Genomic DNA, 4,277 nt, shown 5'->3' with positions numbered 1-4,277 from the left:
GATATTGGAACCTAAATGGCTGGATTGGGCGAAACAACTTCAATCCATTGCGCAGGCGGGACTAACGTATTCAAAAGATGTTTATGACTTGGAGAGATTTGAATTAATAAGAAATATAAGCGTTGACATTTTAGCACATTACACAGATATGGACAGGCCTGTAATCAAAGATTTATTTGCAGGTGAAACTGGTTATGCAACTCCTAAAGTTGATATTAGGGCAGTAGTCTTTAAGGATGATAAAATACTGATGGTCCGGGAAAATACCGATGGTAACTGGGCATTACCTGGCGGCTGGGCTGACATTGGACATACCCCAAGTGAAGTCGCGGTTAAGGAAGTAAAAGAAGAATCGGGATTTAATGTGAAACCGATCAAAGTATTAGCTGTAACTGATAAAAAGTGCCACCCACATCCTCCTTCTGCTTATCATGTTTATAAAATATTTATTCAATGTGAAATAATTGGCGGGCAGCCAACTAAAGGAATTGAAACAAGTGAAGTGAAGTTCTTTGCTGAAAACGAACTGCCTCCTCTGTCAACAGCTCGGAATACAAAAACACAAATTGAGATGGCTTTTCAATACTTAAAAAATCCCCGTGAAGCCGTTTATTTTGATTAAGAGTATTATATAAAAGTACTTCCTTTTTTTCATCACTAAATGTTTAAGACCAAGATCTATTTGAAATCCCTCAAAATACATCTTGGTTTTGATTTTCTATTTTCTTTAAAGCCCCGAATCTTTACACAAAAAAATTTATACTCCTATTTTTCAAGAACTTTATCATGTGTCTTGTTTGAACTTCACTCTTTATCTTTATCATTTAGCCACTGCATCTTAATAGATTCTCTGAATTGCCCCATATTGAAGTTTTTACCTGGACAACTTTTTGTGACACCTTTTAATTCACGGTGTCCCAGAATGTGAGTTGTTGATAAATGAAATTGATGTAATAGGAAAATGCATAATTTACTCAATGATTTTAGCTGCTTTTTTGATGGAGTTTGAAGATCAAAATTACCAGCTAAACAAATACCTATTGATTTTTCATTATATGAATAGGCGTGTGCTCCAACATGGTATCCTCTTCCTCTAATGATTTCACCATTTTCCTCAATAAAAAAATTGTATCCTATTCCACTCCATCGACGATGATCCTGATGAAACCTATGCGTCTTATGAATATCCCAACCAATTTCTTCTGTATGGTGTACAATGATGTACATGACATCTTTTAAAGCAATAAGCGGTTCTTTAAACGATAAATGAATATCTTTAATCCATCCCGGTTCTTCTTTCATGTAGACTTCTCCTCATCATATAAGCTTAATCATGATCCCCGTCTTATCATCTGAACGAAGATGATTCCTTTTCTCATATTGTTCTAATTCCATAGAATATACTTGCAAACCGATTGTATATATCATTTTAAATGTTTCTTCCATTGAATAGTTCGGATGAAAAAGGCCATCTGTTATCATTAATAATGTTTTGATTTCACTGCTATTTACTTGACCATGCTGAATAAAATGTAAAACTTCTTTTTTTCCATTCGCTACAGTGTAACCATATTCCTTATTAGCTAATGAACGATTAAAGATAAGCTGTTGAGTACGATCCTGATAATACTCCTCATCTGGAATGCTAATTCCTTGCTTTCTTTGTTCTTCACGCCATGCCTTCGCTCTATTACTTATATCTTTTACAGTATCCCTTGTTAAGGCTTTTATGGTTCCGTTTTGATACTCAGCCATGATCATACAATCACCAAGCTGAGCATAAGAAATCTTTCCGTCTTTTTCAATCTTTATCATTGCAGCACATGTTGACCAAAGATTTTCATATTTTTCCTGATTCACCTTGTATTTTTCCATGTGTTCTCTCAACATTCTATTAGCAGCCATGATTCCTTCAACTAATGAAAGGTTCCTTTGGTAGAGTCTAAAGAAATAATCTTTAAATATAGTAGATGCTAAATAGGCACCGTTCATTCCGTTTTCATCTTTGAATGGCATTAATGGAGTTGCCCCATCAAAAACCCCATAGACATTTATCTTTTCGTTTAATACGATTGAATCTTCACTTACACTTTTATGAGGGGCAGCTTTAAAAAAAGACTCCACTTTCATTGGTTGTCCACCTTCTTTTTTATCAAAATTAACAGAAAATCGATTCATTATATATAGACATTATATGATTTAAAGAGAAATTTTATGGTTACTAATTCAATTTCTGGTATGATAGAAAAAACACAAACAGTGAAAGTAGGAACGTATATCCATGAAAAAATCTTGCAGTGAATCGAGAACCATTCAAACTGACGGCGTCCTGCCAAATGACACAAACCCGCACCAGACTCTTTTCGGAGGTGCTCTGATGAGCCGAATTGACCGCGTTGCTGGCATCGCTGCGATCAAACACTGCAGAAAACCTACAGTGACAGCAAGCACCGATTCAGTCGATTTTTTGCATCCAATCACCCTTCAGGATGCAGTCACATTAGAAGCGTTTGTCACTTGGACCGGGAAAACCTCGATGGAAGTGTTTGTAAGAGTGACAGCAGACAACTTATTTACAGGGGAAAGCCGAGTGGCGGCGACATCGTTTTTAACCTTTGTCTCGTTAGATAAAGAGGGGCATCCAGCCCCAGTGCCAACTGTCTATCCCGAAACGGAAGAGGAGCACTATTTATTTAATACTGGAGCAGAACGATCCATTGCCCGAAAGCTCCGAAGAGAACAAAGCAAGCATCTCGCCCATACGTTTGGCAGGAAATAACCATACCATTTCCCTTTAGCGTGTTCGGTTTTGAAGTACAATATGGCAATTAGCAATTGAAACCCCAACAGAATTGCACCTTTATTAACAGGCTAATAAGAACATTTATGGTACAGAAAAACGCTCAGGGCTTATAAAGCTCTGAGCGTACTTTTTAACCAACCTAGTTCAATTATAAATGACTAAGAAACGATTTCTAAAAACAATCTCTTCGCCCCTTCTACCATTAAAGCATTAATCATTCTCAACATTATGCTTTTCCAAAACAAGCCGTAGCATTTCAAACAACAAGAAGTTAAAAAATATCCATACAAAGCCATATACATAACCACCCACAATATCACTTGGAAATAAATCGGTCGATGCAACATTTGCTATGGTTAACCCTATTAATAAGACTAAAGTAAATAAAAGGCTCAATAGTGGCGTAATAGTGTTTTTTGGATGACGGACAAGTAAAAATAAACATGTTCCATAAATTATGATTGTTAAAGTGGAGCTTATATCAGGAAAATTATCTGAATGAAATTTTCCTACAAACCCTATTGATTGAAGATAGGAAAAAATCTGCATGATAGATTCATGAAACAGCCTCGCTCCTAAAATCGAAACGATGAGTAAAAGGTACTCAAGCAGTCTGTTCTTTCCTTTTATCCAAATACGGATGATGGTTATCCCAATAATTGCACACAGGGTATACGGAGATTGGAATACTAGAAATACTTTCATCCAACTCATATAAATTGCAATCTTAACCATATATTCAGCTATTTCATTAAATTGACTAAACTCATCATATAAATAGTCTTGAGCCATTCCTAACATCAAGGTCACCATACCGATTAACACTAAAGTAAGAAAAATAAGAAAGATCTCTATTTTTCTAATGGTTTTTAGACGATTCCACAATCGTTGTATGAAACGAATAAAAAAGTCCTTGATTTGATTCTTAAAAAATCGATAGGCCAAAAAACCTGCCAACAATATGACAAAAACAATAATAAATATAATGAAATATTTACTAGCAGCTTGATGTAAGGCCTCCCAACGAGGTCCCAATACTTTTCCTAGAGTAATAAAACAAAATCCCCATAAAAATGAACCTATATAAGCAGGAATAATGAATTTTCGAAAAGGCATTCTTGAAATACCCGAAATATAACCAGTGAAATGCCTAATCCCTGGAATGAAATAAGCAAAGACCAACAGTTTGCTGCCAGATTGTTCAAACCAAGCGGCGGTTTTTTCATATCTTTCTGGTCCCAAGTGGATATACTTTCCGTATTTTTCAATCAATTTATATCCTCCTGCCTTACCTATCCAATAAGTAGCAGTAATTCCCGCACCGCCCGAAACAAAGACTGTCAGGAGAGCCAAAGTGTAATTCATTTTACCCTGAAATACAAAATAGCCAGCGTAGCTCATTAAAAATTCGCCTGAAATAGGTAGGGCCAAAAGCTCTAGAAAGATTCCTGTAAATAGAATCAGATAACTGTGC

General features: G+C 35.9%; 5 protein-coding genes. 2 read left to right on the top strand and 3 right to left on the bottom strand.

Annotation, left to right across the window (positions count from 1 at the left end; genetic code table 11):
- Positions 1 to 4 precede the first annotated feature (4 nt).
- Positions 5 to 622 carry an NUDIX hydrolase gene (locus V7137_RS28900; protein ID WP_335701251.1) on the top strand — a complete coding sequence of 206 codons (618 nt, stop codon included), beginning with the start codon at positions 5 to 7 and terminating at the stop codon, positions 620 to 622.
- A 182-nt stretch (positions 623 to 804) separates the two neighbouring features.
- On the opposite strand, the gene V7137_RS28895 is transcribed toward V7137_RS28900, so the two are convergent.
- On the bottom strand, positions 805 to 1,302 hold the full coding sequence (locus V7137_RS28895; RefSeq protein ID WP_335701250.1) for a peptidoglycan recognition protein family protein: 498 nt from the start codon (positions 1,300 to 1,302) through the stop codon (positions 805 to 807).
- 15 nt (positions 1,303 to 1,317) lie between these two features.
- Complete coding sequence (locus V7137_RS28890; RefSeq protein ID WP_335701249.1) at positions 1,318 to 2,130, bottom strand: protein phosphatase 2C domain-containing protein; 813 nt, start codon at positions 2,128 to 2,130, stop codon at positions 1,318 to 1,320.
- 151 nt (positions 2,131 to 2,281) lie between these two features.
- Between V7137_RS28890 and V7137_RS28885 the strand changes: the two genes are divergently transcribed.
- Positions 2,282 to 2,779, top strand: a complete 498-nt coding sequence (locus V7137_RS28885) for an acyl-CoA thioesterase (protein ID WP_335701248.1) — start codon at positions 2,282 to 2,284, stop codon at positions 2,777 to 2,779.
- 234 nt (positions 2,780 to 3,013) lie between these two features.
- On the opposite strand, the gene V7137_RS28880 is transcribed toward V7137_RS28885, so the two are convergent.
- The coding region (locus V7137_RS28880; protein WP_335701247.1) for a DedA family protein at positions 3,014 to 4,277 on the bottom strand (1,264 nt) is incomplete at its 5' end.

Source organism: Neobacillus drentensis (assembly GCF_036962765.1).
Taxonomy (GTDB): domain Bacteria; phylum Bacillota; class Bacilli; order Bacillales; family Cytobacillaceae; genus Neobacillus; species Neobacillus drentensis_C.
This window is presented reverse-complemented; position numbering and strand designations above follow the sequence as displayed.